At 60.3% G+C, this 16,785-nt stretch carries 12 protein-coding genes; 3 read left to right on the top strand and 9 right to left on the bottom strand.

The window, feature by feature from the left end:
* Positions 1-59 precede the first annotated feature (59 nt).
* A complete protein-coding gene (gene csiE, locus J1C59_RS05085) occupies positions 60-1,328 on the top strand; it encodes a stationary phase inducible protein CsiE (RefSeq protein ID WP_128086918.1) in 1,269 nt (422 codons plus the stop codon).
* Here the strand turns inward: csiE and J1C59_RS05080 are convergent.
* Positions 1,310-2,458, bottom strand: coding sequence for a 3-phenylpropionate MFS transporter (locus J1C59_RS05080; RefSeq protein WP_140916998.1), 1,149 nt, complete (start codon positions 2,456-2,458; stop codon positions 1,310-1,312). The genes csiE and J1C59_RS05080 overlap by 19 nt on opposite strands.
* A 128-nt stretch (positions 2,459-2,586) precedes the next feature.
* A complete protein-coding gene (glyA, locus tag J1C59_RS05075) occupies positions 2,587-3,840 on the bottom strand; it encodes a serine hydroxymethyltransferase (protein ID WP_128084409.1) in 1,254 nt (417 codons plus the stop codon).
* 327 nt (positions 3,841-4,167) lie between these two features.
* Here glyA and hmpA point away from each other — a divergent pair, with 327 nt between their 5' ends.
* Positions 4,168-5,352, top strand: a complete 1,185-nt coding sequence (gene hmpA / locus J1C59_RS05070) for an NO-inducible flavohemoprotein (RefSeq protein ID WP_128084408.1) — start codon at positions 4,168-4,170, stop codon at positions 5,350-5,352.
* Between the two features lie 56 nt (positions 5,353-5,408).
* Here the strand turns inward: hmpA and glnB are convergent, their stop codons facing one another.
* From glnB to purL, 5 genes are all read right to left on the bottom strand, one after another.
* The gene (gene glnB, locus J1C59_RS05065) at positions 5,409-5,747 is read right to left on the bottom strand and encodes a nitrogen regulatory protein P-II (protein ID WP_003848647.1); all 339 of its coding nucleotides are present in this window, start codon (positions 5,745-5,747) and stop codon (positions 5,409-5,411) included.
* A gap of 173 nt (positions 5,748-5,920) precedes the next feature.
* The gene (gene glrR / locus J1C59_RS05060; protein WP_128084407.1) at positions 5,921-7,255 is read right to left on the bottom strand and encodes a two-component system response regulator GlrR; all 1,335 of its coding nucleotides are present in this window, start codon (positions 7,253-7,255) and stop codon (positions 5,921-5,923) included.
* The gene (qseG, locus tag J1C59_RS05055) at positions 7,255-7,914 is read right to left on the bottom strand and encodes a two-component system QseEF-associated lipoprotein QseG (protein ID WP_128084406.1); all 660 of its coding nucleotides are present in this window, start codon (positions 7,912-7,914) and stop codon (positions 7,255-7,257) included. The genes glrR and qseG overlap by 1 nt, the downstream gene beginning before the upstream one ends.
* 3 nt (positions 7,915-7,917) lie before the next feature.
* On the bottom strand, positions 7,918-9,345 hold the full coding sequence (locus J1C59_RS05050; RefSeq protein WP_128084405.1) for a sensor histidine kinase: 1,428 nt from the start codon (positions 9,343-9,345) through the stop codon (positions 7,918-7,920).
* A 560-nt stretch (positions 9,346-9,905) separates the two neighbouring features.
* Positions 9,906-13,793 (bottom strand): phosphoribosylformylglycinamidine synthase, encoded by a 3,888-nt coding sequence (gene purL, locus J1C59_RS05045; protein WP_128084403.1) that lies wholly within the window; start codon positions 13,791-13,793, stop codon positions 9,906-9,908.
* A gap of 266 nt (positions 13,794-14,059) precedes the next feature.
* Here purL and mltF point away from each other — a divergent pair, with 266 nt between their 5' ends.
* The gene (gene mltF, locus J1C59_RS05040; protein WP_128084402.1) at positions 14,060-15,517 is read left to right on the top strand and encodes a membrane-bound lytic murein transglycosylase MltF; all 1,458 of its coding nucleotides are present in this window, start codon (positions 14,060-14,062) and stop codon (positions 15,515-15,517) included.
* On the opposite strand, the gene tadA is transcribed toward mltF, so the two are convergent.
* Together tadA and yfhb are read right to left on the bottom strand one after the other, a co-directional pair.
* Complete coding sequence (tadA, locus tag J1C59_RS05035; protein ID WP_128084401.1) at positions 15,514-16,005, bottom strand: tRNA adenosine(34) deaminase TadA; 492 nt, start codon at positions 16,003-16,005, stop codon at positions 15,514-15,516. The genes mltF and tadA overlap by 4 nt on opposite strands.
* Positions 16,006-16,068: 63 nt before the next feature.
* Entirely contained in the window at positions 16,069-16,707 is a 639-nt protein-coding gene (yfhb, locus tag J1C59_RS05030; protein ID WP_111139124.1) for a phosphatidylglycerophosphatase C, read from the bottom strand.
* Positions 16,708-16,785 lie beyond the last annotated feature (78 nt).

The raw sequence follows: 16,785 nt of genomic DNA, 5'->3' as shown, positions 1-16,785 counted from the left end.
GCAACGGCTAACGGGGTTGACTATTCTTAGCTCAAAATAGCCTGCTGGAAATCTGATTGATGAGTTCTGCTACCCCTTTGGCACCACTCTTCACCCGTTCACAGCGTCAGTGCCATCTTTTATTACTGCTATTTCTGCCATCACCCGCGCTTACACTTGAGAAAGTCTGCCAGCTGAATGGCGTCGATCCTGCTGTTGCCCGACAGGATATCGCGGATGTGGGCCTTGAGATACAGCGATATCACCAGCTGGAATTGCACCAGATGGTCGATGGCAGCTTTCGCCTTCATGGTACAGAGTTGGATCGACGCCTTTGTCTTCTGCACAACCTGCGACGCAGTCTGCGTCTGTCGCCGGATTTCGTCTGCGAGCAGTTTGCCGCGCCTTTGCGTCAGCGTCTTAGAGTGATGAAGATTGAGAAAGCGCTGTGGGATGAGACCAATCTGCAGGCACTTATCCAGCACTGCAGCCTGCGCATGAAGCGTGATTTCAGCGATCGCGATCGGCTGTTTTTGCAGATCTATATGAAGTATGGCCTGTGTCAGCGTCAGCCGGTGCTGTTCAGTGAAACCCAGCGCGCATGGCTGCAGCATAAAGCGGAACGACAGGCCGCGGAGGATGTCATTCATCACTGGCGAAAACGCTGCCATCCTGCGCCGCCCGTCAGTGAGACGGATTTCTGGACGCTGCTGTTCAGCCAGATCCATACGCCTGGCGTGGAGACGGTTGCCCATCCTGCGGAAGAGCAGCTCATGCAGGCGACTCAGCAGCTGATCGATGACTTTGAGCAGTGCGCCGGGGTCACCTTTGCCAACCGTGATGAACTGCTTCATCAACTCTACCCTCATCTGACCCAGGCGCTGGACCGCACCCATTTCACTATCGGTATCGATAATAGCGTGGCCCTGGATGTCAGCCGCCTCTATCCCCGGCTGCTGCGCACCACGCAGCAGGCGCTGCAGCGGTTTGAGCAGCACTATCAGGTGACGTTTTCTCAGGAAGAGGTCAGCCTCGTCACCGTTATCTTTGGTGCCTGGCTGATGCAGGGCAGCGCGCTGCAGGAGAAGCAGGTGCTGCTGCTGACCGGCGACGATGCCGAACTGGAACAGGATGTTGAGCAGCAGATCCGCGAGATTACCCTGCTGCCCGTCAACATCACCTATCAGGATGTGAAACTGTTTCAGCGGGAGGGCGCACCGCGGGACGTGGACATCATCATCTCACCCTACCCGACCTCCCTGCCGCTGTTCTCTCCGCCGCTGGTGCATGCTGAACTGCCGCTGACGCTGCATCATCAGCAGCGGATTCGCTATTTGCTGGAATCGTAACCCGGACGCAGAAACAGCGCAGGCAGCGCGACCAGTGCCATCACCCAGAAGAGATGCCCCTGCAGATGGGCAAACAGAACCCCACAGATCATGGTCATGATCGCAATCCCACCGCCCATCGCCAGCGCCGAATAGAGCGACTGCAGCCGGATCACCTCTGCGCCCTGCCGCGCCGCGATAAAGCGCATCGCCGCCAGATGACAGACGGTGAAGCTGCCGCAGTGGAGAATCTGCGCCACAACCAGCAGCGGCAGCGCAGTGCTGGCTCCCAGCAGGCTCCAGCGGATCAGCGCACAGACGCCCGAGAGCAGCAGCAGATCGCGCGCGCTCCAGCGGCGGAACAGACGGTTGCTCAGGGCGAAAACGATGATTTCCGCCACCACGCCCAGCGACCAGAGATAGCCCACCATCGAGGCAGAATAGCCGCTCTCCTGCCACCAGATTGCACTGAAGCCGTAATAGGCGGCATGTGCGCCCTGCAGCAGCGTCACGCAGAGCATGAATCGCCAGACCGCATTTTCCCGCAGCAGGTCGCGCCAGACCGCCCAGCCGCCGCCTGCGGCGCTCTGCCGTTCGCTGCCCTGCGGCTGCGTGACGGGGTTCAGCATCATGCCGCCCAGCATGGCGATGACGCCAGCGGACAGCAGCTGCAGGATCGCCTGAGAGGAGTAAGCGCTGACCAGCATGCCGGTTAACGCCGAGCTGACGACAAAGGCCAGCGATCCCCACAACCTGACCGGCCCGTACGCCAGGCCAATCTGCTGCGTCCAGGTGGCGGCCAGCGCATCGCTGAGCGGCACCAGTGGCGAAAAGAAGAGGTTAAAGCCGATCATCACGGTCAGCAGCCACATCCACTGCTCCCCTGCCCAGAAACCGGCGGCAGACAGGCAGGTCATCAGCGCCAGCAGGCGCAGTGCGGTGATCAGCCGCCCAGGGTTGCGGACCTGAGAGGCGATCAGCAGGCTGCCGACAAAACGCGCCACCATGCCGCAGCCCAATAGCAGGCCGATCTTTTCCGCATCCAGCCCGGTGCCTTTCAGCCAGACGCCCCAGAATGGCAGGTAGATGCCGTAACAGAAGAAGTATGTGAAGTAGCCCAGTCCGAGCCATCTGGCAGACGCGATTGCCATATTCCCTCCAGCAGGTGTGCCGCATGGCAGCATAAGTGGGCGCTACTCTGGCAGAGCGCCGCGGGACAGGCAATAAAAAAGGATGGCAGATGCCATCCTTTTTATACGGTGTCACAACGGGTTATCGATCAGGCGTAGACCGGCAGACGGCTGCAGATATCCAGCACTTTCTGTTTGGTGCGCTCAATGGTCGCTTCGTCATTGATGTTGTCCAGCACGTCGGCGATCCAGCCCGCCAGCTCACGCACGTCGGCTTCTTTAAAGCCGCGACGGGTCACTGCCGGCGTACCGATACGGATACCGGAGGTGACAAACGGGCTTTTCGGATCGTTTGGCACGCTGTTTTTGTTCACGGTGATGTTGGCACGGCCCAGCGCCGCATCCGCCTCTTTACCGGTCAGGTTTTTGCTCACCAGATCGATCAGGAACAGATGGTTGTGCGTGCCGCCCGAAACGATGTCGTAGCCGCGCGCGATCAGCACCTCCACCATCGCTTTGGCGTTTTTTGCCACCTGCTGCTGGTAGGTTTTGAATTCCGGCTCCATCGCCTCTTTGAAGGCAACGGCTTTACCGGCGATAACGTGCATCAGAGGACCACCCTGCCCGCCAGGGAAGACCGCCGAGTTCAGTTTCTTGTAGAAATCTTCGTCGCCGTTTTTTGCCAGGATGATGCCGCCGCGCGGACCCGCCAGGGTTTTGTGGGTGGTGGAGGTCACGATATGCGCATGCGGGATCGGGCTTGGGTAGACCTCAGCGGCCACCAGACCGGCAACGTGAGCCATATCGACGAACAGCCATGCGCCGACGCTGTCCGCGATCTCGCGCATTTTCGCCCAGTCGCAGACGCCGGAGTAAGCCGAGAAGCCGCCCACGATCATTTTTGGCTTGTGGGTTTTCGCCAGTTCAGCCAGCTCATCGTAGTCAATCTTACCGGCTTCATCGATACCGTAAGCCACGACGTTATAAAGTTTGCCTGACAGGTTAACCGGTGAGCCGTGGGTCAGGTGTCCACCGTGCGCCAGGTTCATGCCAAGAATGGTATCGCCCGGCTGCAGCAGCGCCGTGTAAACCGCGAAGTTAGCCTGGGAACCGGAGTGTGGCTGCACGTTAGCGTAATCGGCACCAAACAGCGCTTTAGCGCGGTCGATAGCCAGTTGCTCAACGATATCAACGTATTCACAACCGCCGTAGTAGCGTTTGCCCGGATAACCTTCAGCGTATTTGTTGGTGAGCTGAGAACCCTGCGCCTGCATAACACGCGGGCTGGTGTAGTTTTCAGAAGCAATCAGTTCAATGTGCTCTTCCTGACGCACTGTCTCCTGCTCCATTGCCTGCCATAACTCGGCATCGTAATCGGCAATGTTCATATCACGCTTTAACATCCGGATCTCCTGACTCAGCTAACTTTCTGACGGTATTTACCCCTCTTCAGGGGCGAAGGCCCACAGTGTAAACCGTTTTAACAGGTGAAGGTAGGGTGAACCGCCTCTTTTTACGCAAACGATTGGCTGGCGACTGGCACCGCTTTTTTACACCTTTTCCCCCGCCTGCCGCCCGGCGTTTAACGCCAGCCAGTGCGCGCCCTTTTAGTTAAATGCACATAAAAGTTGCCACTCTGTTGGCCGGAAAAACGATCTTCATATTTACAGGATGGGCCGTGCCGCCATAAGATGCATTTAAAATACATCTTTTACTGTGAGGCTCTTTTTATGCTTGATGCACAGACTATCGCCACCGTTAAATCGACCCTGCCAGCCATTGCCGCCTGCGGCCCGGCGCTGACGGCACACTTTTATGACCGCATGCTGTCGCGCCATCCGGAACTCAAAAATGTCTTTAACATGAACAACCAGCGTAACGGCGATCAGCGTGAAGCGCTGTTCAATGCGATCTGCGCCTACGGCGCCAATCTGGAGAGTCTGGCCGTGCTGCGGCCTGCGGTGGAGAAGATCGCCCAGAAGCACACCAGCCTGAATATTCAGCCTGAGCAGTACGCCATCGTTGGCGAGAACCTGCTGGCGACCATTGAGGCGCTGCTGAATCCGGGCGATGAGGTGCTGGCGGCATGGGGACGGGCCTATGGCGTGCTGGCGGATCTGTTTATCAGGCGGGAAGCGGAGATCTATCAGGCGACGGAACAGCAGCCTGGCGGCTGGCGCGGCACCCGCGCCTTTCGCATCAGCGCCATCGAGCCGCAGAGCGAAGCGATCAAGAGTTTTACCTTTGCGCCGGTCGGTGGCGGCCCGGTTGCCGCCTTTAAACCGGGCCAGTATCTGACGGTGCATCTGCAGCCCGCCAGCTTCGATCATCACCAGATTCGTCAGTATTCACTGACGCACCTCAGCAACGGCCAGGATTATCGTATCGCGGTAAAACGCGAGCCGCAGGGTACGGTCTCCGGCTGGCTGCATGAGCACGGCAGGGTGGGCGATGTGCTGCAGCTGGCCGCGCCGCACGGCGACTTCTTCCTGGATATCGAGCCGCTCACCCCGGTGGCGCTGATCTCTGCGGGCGTCGGGCAGACGCCGATGCTGGCGATGCTGCATGCGCTGGCGGCCGCTCACCATGCGGCGTCTGTCAGCTGGCTGCACGCGGCGGAGAATGGCAAACAGCACGCCTTTGCAGAAGAAGTGCGCGACACGGGCGCCCCGCTCAGCGATTTCGTCAGCCGGGTCTGGTATCGCCATCCCACGGCGGAGGATGCCGGTCGCTATGATGCGCAGGGCGTGATGGATATCAGCCAGCTCTCCGGGCGGCTCGCCTCACCCGAAACGCACTTTTACCTCTGTGGCCCGCTGCCCTTTATGCAGCATGTGGTGGCGCAGCTGCGTGATGCCGGTGTCGCCGCGCCGCGTATCCACTACGAACTCTTTGGCCCGCACAAAGGGATGTGATGACCCCATAAAAAAAGCCCGCAGCGCGGGCTTTTTTTGTTCTGCCGAAGAGGAAATCAGATCGCCTCTTCGTCCTCCTCGCCGGTACGGATACGCACAACGCGCGCCACGTCGAAGACAAAGATCTTACCGTCACCGATTTTGCCGGTCTGCGCAGTGCGCATAATGGTCTCGACGCAGGTATCAACGATATCGTCGCCAACCACCATCTCGATTTTCACTTTCGGTAAAAAATCGACCATATATTCTGCGCCGCGATACAGCTCGGTGTGCCCTTTCTGACGGCCAAAGCCTTTCACTTCGCTCACGGTCATCCCGGTGATGCCCACTTCCGCTAAGGCTTCACGAACATCATCGAGTTTGAATGGTTTAATAATCGCATCAATCTTTTTCATGTCAGACCCTTTTTCACTCCCTCCATGGTCAGAGGGTATATCAAGTATAAATGTTGCTGGCGCTGTCGGGCGGTAATATCCGGGATTCTTCGGGCGGCCGCAAGCGCTGTCAGACTACGCCGGGTACCGCAATCCCATCCGGGCACCCCGCCCGCGTGCGGAGTTTGGCCAGGCTACTCTTTGAAATCACTGGCATCCAGTTCATGGCGGGACAGCAGCTTATAGAACTCGGTGCGATTGCGTCCGGCCAGGCGTGCGGCGTTGGTGACATTGCCTTTGGTCATCTGCAGCAGTTTTCGCAGATAGTTCAGCTCGAACTGATTGCGGGCCTCCGCGAAGGTCGGCAAGGCGCTGTTTTCGCCACTTAACGCCTGCTCCACCAGCGCATCGCTGATCACCGGCGATGAGCTGAGCGCAACGCACTGCTCAATCACGTTTACCAGCTGGCGAACGTTGCCCGGCCAGCTGGCGGCCATCAGGCGCTTCATCGCGTCGACCGAAAAGCTGCGCACCTGCGGTTTATGGCGCTCCGCGGCCTGGCGCAGCAGATGATTCGCCAGCAGCGGGATATCTTCCGTTCGCTGATGCAGCGCCGGGATTTTCAGGTTCACCACGTTGAGGCGGTAGAAGAGATCTTCGCGGAACTCTTTTTTCTCCATCGCCCTGGGCAGATCGCGGTGCGTCGCGGAGATAATGCGCACATCGATGTCGATGTCGTGGTCGCTGCCCAGCGGCCTCACCTTGCGCTCCTGCAACACCCGCAGAAGCTTCACCTGCAGCGGCTGGGGCATGTCGCCGATCTCATCCAGAAACAGCGTGCCGCCGCCTGCGGTTTTAAACAGGCCGTCACGGGCGCTGACCGCCCCGGTAAAGGCCCCTTTCGCATGTCCGAACAGCTCGGACTCCAGCAGCTGCTCCGGCAGCGCGCCGCAGTTGATCGCCACAAAGGGTTTACCGTTGCGCGGGCTGGCGGCGTGGATCGCCTGTGCCAGCATCTCTTTACCGGTGCCGCTCTGGCCGTTGATCAGCACGCTGACGTCTGACTGCGCCACCATATGCGCCTGCTCCAGCAGCCGCAGCATCAGCGGGCTGCGGGTGACGATCGCCTCGCGCCAGCGGTCGTCGCTGACCGGCGCCTGCTGTGCCAGCGCCTCATCGATCGCTTTGTAGAGCGCATCCCGATCCACCGGTTTGGTCAGGAAGCTGAAGACGCCCTGCTGGGTAGCAGAAACAGCGTCCGGAATGGAGCCGTGCGCGGTCAGGATAATCACCGGCAGACCGGTATGGCGTTTCTGGATCTCGCCAAACAGCGCCAGACCATCCATTTCATCCATCCGCAGATCGCTGATCACCAGTTCGATTTTCTCTTTCTGCAGCAGACGTAACGCTTCGGGCCCGCTGGCCGCCGTGGTGACCTGATAACCTTCGCTGCGCAGACGCATTCCCAGCAGCTTGAGCAGGCTGGGATCGTCATCCACCAGCAGCAGTTTTGCCGCCTGTCTGACCATTACTGTTCCTCATCCTGCGGCAGTGCCGTGCCGTGACCGTTGTCAGAGACATCCGGCGCTTTGCGTGAAGAGAGCTGACGCTCAATGTCAGTCAGCCGCTCCAGCTTATGCTGTGTGTCGCTGAGTTGCTGTTGCTGTTTCACCATCTGCTGGCGCGTCGCCTCCAGCTGGGCATCGCTGCTCTGCTGAAGATGCGCATAGCGGGTGCGCGCCTCGCTGAGGTCGAGCTGCGCCGTCTGGTTGCTGCGCCAGAGCTGAATCAGCGGGCGCAAAGAGGAGGGGAAGTCGCTGCTATAGCGATCCAGGGTTTCCACATAGCGACGGCGCTCGACGGGCGTCACGTTGCCGTTGGACATCAGCACGCCCTGCTTAAAGGCGCGCGACCAGTTCTCTGCCGGCCAGCGGTGGGCTTCTGCCCGGGCTTCCGCGGGCGAAAGATGCTCCGCGCAGTCGATCGCCCGCATCCAGTAGAGGGGATTGTCCAGCGCCTCGCCCTTCTCCACCGGCCACAGGTCGCTGCAGCGGATCGCCAGATAATCAGCGACTCTGACCTCGGGTTCCGCCACCTGATGGCCTGACGGCAGAGAGGAGGTGGCCGGGGAGGTCGTACAGCCGCAGAGCAGCAGCGTGCTCAGCAGCAAAGCGGGTAAATATTTCATCGGTCAGACATTCCCGGCTGTGGTGTTCAGTTCAATTCGAAAACAGACGTCAGCCTGCTCGCAGGGGACCAGCGTCAGGTCGCCGTGCATCCGGCGCAGGCAATCTTTGGCAATACTCAGTCCCAGCCCGCTGCCTTTGACCGGCCCTTTGCGCTGCTGGCTGCCCTGGAAGAAGGGCTCGAAAATCATCGCCTGCTCTTCCGGCGGAATCGGCGCTCCGCTGTTTGCGACCTCAATCCATATCCGATCGCCCTGCTGCTGACTGCGCAGCCAGATGGTACCGGATTCGCTGCCGTAGTTCACGGCGTTCGAATAGAGGTTATCGATGACCCGCATCAGTAACGTCGGTTCGGCAAGGCAGTGGGCGACCCGGAGATCGACCACCGTCTGCATCAGTTTGGCACGCGCTGAGAGCGCGTGGGCGTTTACCACGCTCTCCACGATCTCCGTCACGCTGACGGGTTCCAGCTGAATCGGGCCATCCGCCAGCTTGCGGTTGTAATCCAGCAGCTGCTCGATCAGGCGCTGCAGGTGGCGGCTGCTGCCGTCGAGGATGGTCACCACCTCTTTCTGGTCGGCGTTCAGCGCGCCGGCGACTTCATCCGCCAGCAGCTCGGTGCCTTCACGCAGGCTGGCCAGCGGCGTTTTCAGCTCGTGAGAGAGATGGCGCAGAAACTCGTGACGCTGCGACTCCAGCCACTGCAGTCGTTCGCTCAGCCAGACGATGCGCTGCCCCAGCGAGCGCAGCTCACGCGGGCCGCGGAATTTCACGCTGTTGCCTAGCTCCCGTCCCTCTCCCAGCCGGTTAATCATCCGTTCGATGCGCTTAACCGGGCCGATGATCATGCCGGTAAACAGCAGCATCAGCGCCAGACTGATGATAAACAGGATCAGCGCCTGCCAGCCGAAGAACTGGCCGCGATCGGCGATTTCGCGCTGTAGTTGCAGGCCGCGCGAAAAGACCACCTCGCGCGTATCCTGCACCATCTGCGCGTTGGTGGCGGAGAAGCGGTCCAGCGCCTCTGCGGCCCGCGGCACCGGGTTACCGTTATCACATTGCAGCGGTGTCAGCAGCGGCAGGGTCGCCTGCAGAATCCGGAACACCGGCAGTTCGGGCAGGCTGGCGCTGTGCGAGTTCAGCATTTGACTGTAGCGGGTGTGCTGAGTCTGATAGAGACGCGCCAGCGAGGCGTCATCCAGCACGCAATACTGGCGGTAGCTGCGCTCCAGCTCAACAGCCGTTCGTGCCATCGCCTCACTTCTGCGCACGTCAGTGAAGGTGTTGCGGTTAGTGTCCGCAGCCTGTTCGCTTAACGCCGAGAGACTCTCCCACGCCTGCCAGGCCAGCACCAGCAAGGGCAGCAGCACGAGCACAAACGCCATCAGCACCAGCTGACGCAGCGAACGGGGAAATAAACGCCATTTTTTCACGCAGCCGTTTCCTCAGAAATTTGCTGTCTGGATGCTAGCGGACTCTGTCGGCGGAAGAAAGGGGAAGAAAAGAAAACGGCAGGCTCAATGGCCTGCCGCTGGCGCGACGCGTGAGGCATCGCGTAAAAATGGGTGGAGCCTTACTCAACGTGACGTCCGGTGGTTGATAACGCAAGCGATTATCGGTCAGGTGGACGGCAGGCTCCGTTTGGTGCGTCATTCGGGCTTTATGAGCTCTTTTCCGCCAGGCGGGGCAATCATAAACAGGTGAATGAGCAGTGACAGAATTATAGCAAGTTCCGTGCCAGAAAATAAATCATTATATTTTTCAGCAGATTGAATCAGCCTGCCCTGCGGGCATTGCGAAAATTCTCATGGCAGTCGTCCGATCTGTCTCCGTCAGGCGACATAAACTGGCACGCCTGGCACCGGCATTGAAAATCAAGGGGATAGATGTCGCCATACAGCGACAGTGACCCTGGCCTGCTGTCGCCATTTGCCAACAGCATCACAAAAAAACAGGAGGCACTGCGGCCTCCTGTTTTTTTCAGCGGGTGAGATTACCCCAGCTGCCTGCGCGCATTGCGGAAGATGCGCATCCACGGACCATCCTCGCCCCACTCTGCCGGATGCCAGGAGTTGCTGACGGTACGGAACACGCGCTCCGGATGCGGCATCATGATGGTGACGCGACCACTTTCGTTGGTCACGGCGGTGATGCCGTTCGGTGAGCCATTCGGGTTGGCCGGATAGGTTTCAGTCACCTTGCCGAAGTTATCGACGAAGCGCAGGGCTACCAGGCCTTTCGACTCCAGCGCCGCCAGATGCGCAGCGTCACGAACCTCTACAAAGCCTTCGCCGTGCGAAACGGCAATCGGCATGTGTGAACCGGCCATGCCATCCAGCAGCAGCGACGGACTGGCGGCCACTTCGACCAGGCTGAAGCGCGCTTCAAAGCGCTCTGACTGGTTGCGAACGAAGCGCGGCCAGAGGTCGCTGCCCGGGATCAGCTCACGCAGATTCGACATCATCTGGCAGCCGTTACAGACGCCCAGCGCCAGCGTCTGCGGACGGTGGAAGAAGGTTTCGAAGGTATCACGCACGCGCGGGTTAAACAGAATCGATTTCGCCCAGCCTTCACCGGCACCCAGCACGTCGCCGTAAGAGAAGCCGCCGCAGGCAACCAGCGCCTGGAAGCCATCCAGATCGCGGCGTCCGGCCAGCAGATCGCTCATGTGCACGTCAATCGCGGTGAAACCGGCCCGATCAAAGGCGGCCGCCATCTCCACATGTGAGTTAACGCCCTGCTCACGCAGCACCGCCACTTTTGGCCGTGCGCCCGTGGCGATCATCGGCGCCGCCACATCTTCCTGCGGATTAAAGGTCAGATGAACGTTCAGGCCAGGATCGCTGTCGTTTTTCTTCGCTTCGTGCTCCTGATCGGCACACGCCGGGTTGTCGCGCAGGCGCTGCATCTGCCAGGTGGTTTCGGCCCACCAGGTGCGCAGCGTGGTCCGGCTTTCGCTGTACACCGCGCTCTCTCCGGCACGGATCACGAAGCGATCGCCCGGCTGTGCGCTGCCCAGCAGATGAGTGCAGGCCGCCAGACCGTGATCCGCCAGGATCTGCTCAACCACTGCGCGATCGGCGGCGTTGATCTGGATCACCGCGCCCAGCTCTTCGGTGAACAGCGCGGCCAGGGCATCGCTGCCCAGCGAAGCGATATCCACGTCGACGCCGCAGTGACCCGCAAAGGCCATCTCCGCCAGCGTCACCAGCAGACCACCGTCGGAACGGTCGTGATAGGCCAGCAGTTTCTGCTCCGCAACCAGCGCCTGAATCGCATTGAAGAAACCGGCCAGCTGCGTGGCATCGCGCACGTCGGCCGGTTTGTCGCCGAGCTGACGATAGACCTGCGACAGCGCGGTTGCGCCCAGCGTGTTCGCGCCGTTGCCGAGATCGATCAGCAGCAGCAGGTTATCCTGATCGGCCTGCAGCTGTGGCGTAACCGTGCGGCGGACATCTTCGACACGCGCAAAGGCGGTGATGACCAGCGACAGCGGTGAGGTCATCTCACGCTGCTCGGTGCCTTCCTGCCAGCGGGTTTTCATCGACATTGAATCTTTGCCGACCGGGATGGTGATCCCCAGCGCCGGGCAAAGCTCTTCGCCGACCGCTTTCACCGCTGCATATAACCCGGCATCTTCCCCCGGATGACCGGCTGCGGACATCCAGTTGGCCGAGAGCTTCACGCGCTTCAGTGAACCAATCTGCGTAGCCGCCAGGTTGGTCAGGGCTTCACCGACCGCCAGACGTCCCGATGCCGCAAAGTCCAGCAGCGCCACCGGCGAACGTTCGCCCAGCGCAAAGGCTTCGCCGTGGTAGCTGTCGAGGCTGGCGGTGGTGACCGCGCAGTTGGCCACCGGGATCTGCCACGGACCGACCATCTGGTCGCGCGCCACCATGCCGGTCACGCTGCGGTCACCGATGGTGATCAGGAAGGTTTTCTCTGCCACAGCGGGCAGATGCAGGACGCGGTTCACCGCGTCGACCAGCGTGATCCCGTCGCGCTGCAGGGCCACGCCCTGAGCCTGCTGAGTGACCACATCGCGCGTCATCTTCGGCGTTTTGCCCAGCAGGACATCGAGCGGCATATCGATCGGCTTATTGCCGAAATGGCTGTCTTCCAGGCTCAGGTGCAGCTCTTCGGTTGCTTCACCGATGACCGCAAACGGTGCGCGCTCGCGCTGGCAGATCGCCTCAAACTGCGCCAGCTGCTCAGGGGCCACGGCCATCACATAACGTTCCTGCGATTCGTTGCACCAGACTTCCAGCGGGCTCATGCCTGGCTCATCGCTCAGGATGTCGCGCAGGTTGAAGCGGCCGCCACGACCGCCGTCGCTGACCAGCTCCGGCATGGCGTTGGAGAGACCGCCTGCACCCACGTCGTGGATAAACAGAATCGGGTTTTTGTCACCCAGCTGCCAGCAGCGGTCGATCACTTCCTGACAGCGGCGTTCCATCTCCGGGTTGTCACGCTGCACCGAGGCGAAGTCGAGATCGGCATCCGACTGACCCGAGGCCATTGATGACGCCGCGCCGCCGCCCAGGCCGATATTCATGGCCGGACCGCCCAGTACCACCAGCTTCGCGCCGACGACGATCTCCCCTTTCTGGACGTGGTCGGCACGGATGTTACCGATGCCGCCCGCCAGCATGATCGGCTTGTGATAGCCGCGCAGTTCGGTGCCGTTGTGGCTGGTCACCTGCTCTTCATAGGTACGGAAGTAACCGTTCAGGGCAGGACGACCAAATTCGTTGTTAAACGCCGCGCCACCCAGAGGGCCTTCGGTCATGATCTCCAGCGCGCTGACGATGCGGGCCGGTTTGCCGAAGTCCTCTTCCCACGGCTGTTCGAAGCCCGGGATACGCAGGTCAGAGACCGAGAAGCCGACCAGGCCCGCTTTTGGCTTGGAGCCGCGTCCGGTGGCCCCCTCATCACGGATTTCCCCCCCGGAACCGGTCGCCGCACCCGGCCACGGTGAGATCGCCGTTGGGTGGTTGTGCGTTTCGACCTTCATCAGGATATGCGCCGCTTCCTGATGCCAGCGATACTGATCTTCGCCGGCGTCCGCAAAGAAGCGGCCCACTTCGGAGCCTTCCATGACGGCGGCGTTATCTTTATAAGCCGAGAGCACGTAGTCCGGCGTCTGCTCCATCGTATTCTTGATCATCTTAAACAGCGACTTCGGCTGCTTCTCGCCGTCGATCACCCAGTCGGCGTTGAAGATCTTGTGACGACAGTGCTCCGAGTTCGCCTGAGCAAACATATAGAGTTCGATGTCGTTTGGATTGCGGCCCAGGGCAGTAAACGCCGCCACCAGGTAGTCGATTTCATCGTCGGCCAGCGCCAGACCCAGCGCGGTGTTTGCCTGAACCAGCGCCTCACGGCCCTCGCCCAGCAGATCCACACTTTTCACCGGCTGCGGCGTATGGTGCGCGAAGAGCTGCTCCGCCTGCGCCAGATCGCTGAAGACCGTTTCCATCATGCGATCGTGAAGCAGTGTACCCAGCGTCTGCCACTGCGCTTCTGTCAGCTGCGGTGCCTGCACATAAAAGGCCAGACCGCGCTCCAGACGGCGCACCTGCGGCAGGCCGCAGTTATGGGCAATGTCGGTGGCTTTGGAGGACCAGGGGGAGATGGTACCGGGACGTGGCGTCACCAGCAGCAGACGCCCCTGCGGGGCATGTTCAGCCAGAGAGGGACCATATTTCAGCAGGCGCTGCAGACGGCTCTGTTCGTCGGCGCTTAAGGGCGTGCTGACATCAGCGAAATGGATGTACTCAGCGTAAATATCACTCACCGGCAGATGAGCGTCCTGAAAGCGGGTCAGCAGTTTGTTTACACGAAATGCCGACAGGGCGGGCGAACCACGCAGAATTTCCATTAATAAGTCTCTCGTCAGGGCGCCGGGCGACGCAAATTGGGCGCAACAGGGAAAACGGGGCGTATTATAGAGAAAGCGACCTCGCGACGAAACCGTTTGCGCAGAATTTTTGGCGACCCGGATTTGCCTGAATTTTGCGCAAAAGCTGCTATAAAAGTTGCTCAGCGTCATTTTGTTGCGCAGAATGCCCCTCGCTCTGGGAGTTCAAAGAAGATAAATACTGCCTTTAAAAGACAGAGGCCTTAGAGCCAGCGAGAGATAACTATTTGAAACGCCTAAAATTTAATTATCTGTTTATCGGTCTGGTTGCCGTGCTGCTCGCGTTGGCGCTGTGGCCATCCGTTCCCTGGTACGGGGGCGGTCAGGACGCGATTTCACAGATCAAATCACGGGGAGTGCTGCGTGTCAGTACCATCAATTCCCCGTTAACTTACTACACAGTGAACCACTCTCCGGCCGGTATGGATTATGAGCTGGCAAAACGCTTCGCCGATTATCTGGGCGTTAAACTGAAGGTAACGGTTCGTCCTAACCTGAGCGACCTGTTTGACGATCTGGATGATGGCAAAGCCGATGTGCTGGCTGCGGGCCTGAACTACAACCGCGAGCGCCTGACCCGCTATCAGACCGGGCCGGGTTACTACAACGTTTCGCAGCAGCTGGTCTATCGTGTGGATAAGCCACGCCCTAAAAACCTCGGTGATCTGAAGGGGCGGCTCACGGTCGCATCCGGTTCGGCCTACCTCTCCACGCTGAAGAGCGCGCGTTCCAGCCAGTTCCCCGATCTGGACTGGGCGATCGCCACCGATCAGAGTCCTAAAGCCCTGCTGGAAGCGGTGGCCGACGGCAAGCTGGATTATACGATTGGCGACTCCGTGACGATCGCCCTGCTGCAGCGCATCTATCCGCAACTGGCGGTGGCGTTCGACGTGACCGATGAAGAGCCGGTCACCTGGTATGTGCGGCACAGCGACGATGACAGCCTGAATGCCGCGATGCTCGACTTCTTTAATGGCATGGGTGAAGAAGGGGCGATGGCGCGACTGGAGGAGAAATATCTTGGCCATGTCGGCACCTTCGATTATGTGGATACCCGCACCTTCCTGCGCGCCATCGACAATACGCTGCCCGACATCAAACCGCTGTTTGAGAAGTATGCCACCAGCATCGACTGGCGACTGCTGGCGGCGATCGCCTATCAGGAGTCGCACTGGAATCCGCAGGCCACCTCACCGACCGGCGTGCGCGGCATGATGATGCTGACCCGCAACACCGCCGACAGTCTGGATGTGGGCGACCGGACCGATCCGGAACAGAGCATTCGCGGCGGCAGTCAGTACCTGCAGGATATGATGGCGAAGGTGCCGCAGACCATCCCGGAAGATGAGCGCATCTGGTTCGCGCTGGCGGCTTATAACATGGGCTATGCCCATATGCTCGATGTGCGCAAGCTGACGGCCCGCCAGGGCGGTAATCCCGATAGCTGGGCGGATGTGAAGCTGCGCCTGCCGATGCTGAGCCAGAAGCGCTACTACGCGCAGACGACCTATGGCTACGCGCGCGGGCATGAAGCCTATAACTATGTGGAGAATATCCGCAAGTATCAGATAAGCCTGGTGGGCTACCTGCAGGAGCAGGAGAAGCGCCTGGCGCGGCAGGCCGAAGCGCAGGCGGAGCTGGCCAGAGGCTATCCGGCGGTCGAACCGACGATCGCCATGAACTAACCCTGGCGTTGCGCCTGGCGCAGCGCTTTTTTCTGCTCGCGACGCATACGGAAGAAGTCGCTCAGCATGGCGGCACACTCCTCCGCCAGCACGCCACTGTGAAGCTCAACCTGATGGTTCATGCCAGGATGGCCAAGCACATCCAGCAGCGACCCCGCCGCCCCGCTTTTGATATCGTGCGCGCCATAGACCAGCCGGGTGATGCGGCTGTGCACCATCGCACCGGCGCACATCACGCACGGCTCCAGCGTGACGTAGAGCGTGGTATCCAGCAGACGATAATTCTCCAGCACCTTGCCGCCCTGCCGCAGCGCCATGATCTCCGCATGCGCCGTAGGATCGTGCTGACCGATGGGCCGGTTCCACCCTTCGCCAATCACCTGGTCGTTCTGCACCAGCACGGCGCCGACCGGCACCTCGCCCTGCGCCCAGGCGCGACGCGCCAGGTCGAGCGCATGGCGCATCCAGTATTCATCTTGTTGTTTCATGCAGACCACTCCGGGCGACTGAAAAGCGGCGCATTATAGCGAGCTCCTCCTGCGTGTCGAAACTTATTCCAGCTGCTGCAGCTCACCCGCGGGCGTCACGCGCCAGCGATGCTGGCAGAAAAACAGCAGCGGGTTGTCCTGCTTGCTGTCGCTGTAGCCGCTGTAGAGCTGCAATGGCGTGCCGATTTTCTCTTCGAGCTGCGCCACCTTTTCATGCCCCAGGCAGCGCATCGACAGCACCCGGCCGCCCCAGCCGCGCTGCATCTGGCTGGCGATCAGTTTTACCCGTGGCAGAAACGCCGAGTCGTAATAGACCTGCTCCACCAGCGACTGCGGCGATCCGGTGATCAGCCAGACATCCGCATCATCACTGCCCAGATATTCGGTCAGGCGCTGCTGCACCACCGGAAAGGCCCTGACGCGCAGGCGGAACCACTGCGCAAATTCCGCTTCCAGCCGCAGCAGGGTCTGTTCTGAGCGGCCGAAGGTAATCGACCAGAGCAACAGGCTCATGGGCCAGCGGGCGGCCCGCCCTTTCAGCAGCAGGCCGATCCCCACCACCGGCAGCAGTGGCACCACCAGCAGCAGGTTAAGCGGGCGGCGACGCAGCAGATAGCGCATAAAGGTGCCAAACATATCCTGCTGGTGCAATGTGCCATCCAGGTCAAAAAATACGATGCGACGATGTGTTCCCCTGGTCAAACAGCTCTCCTTCAGACAGATTCCGGGATGATAAAGAGTAGTGTAGCCATCATCAGGCGGCTCGGCGATGCGTGTCAT

Origin of the sequence: Pantoea deleyi (assembly GCF_022647325.1) — a bacterium.
Classification (GTDB): Bacteria; Pseudomonadota; Gammaproteobacteria; order Enterobacterales; family Enterobacteriaceae; genus Pantoea; species Pantoea deleyi.
Note: the sequence above shows the minus strand (reverse complement) of the source record. Positions and strands in the feature narration are given on the sequence as shown.